Source organism: Curtobacterium sp. MMLR14_002, from assembly GCF_001864975.1.
In the GTDB taxonomy this organism is placed as follows: Bacteria; Actinomycetota; Actinomycetes; order Actinomycetales; family Microbacteriaceae; genus Curtobacterium; species Curtobacterium flaccumfaciens.
In genome coordinates this window covers 1-299 of sequence record NZ_MJGT01000086.1, presented here as the reverse complement: position 1 = coordinate 299, position 299 = coordinate 1, and the positions used below count along the sequence as shown (strand labels likewise).

The following is a 299-nucleotide window of genomic DNA, read 5'->3' as shown; positions in this document are numbered from 1 at the left end:
GCCTTCGCGAACAGCCTTGATGACGGGGATACCGCCAGCAACGCCAGCCTCGTAGGAAACGATCACATTCTGCTTCGCCGCTGCCTCGAAAATCTCGTTGCCATGGACCGCAATCAACGCCTTGTTGGCGGTGACTACGTGCTTGCCATTTCGGATGGCAGCCAGCACCAGCTCCCGAGCAGTTTCGTAACCACCAATCAATTCGACCACAACATCCACAGACGGGTCGTTCACCACGTCAAAAATGTCGGTACTGAACGGGATATCCCCCAGATCAATATCATTGCGCGGGGTGCGTG

Annotated in this window: 1 pseudogene; it reads right to left on the bottom strand. The window is 55.9% G+C overall.

Going from position 1 to position 299, the window contains the following annotated elements:
- Positions 1-299: pseudogene (locus tag BIU91_RS15065) on the bottom strand (homoserine dehydrogenase); the annotation flags it as partial.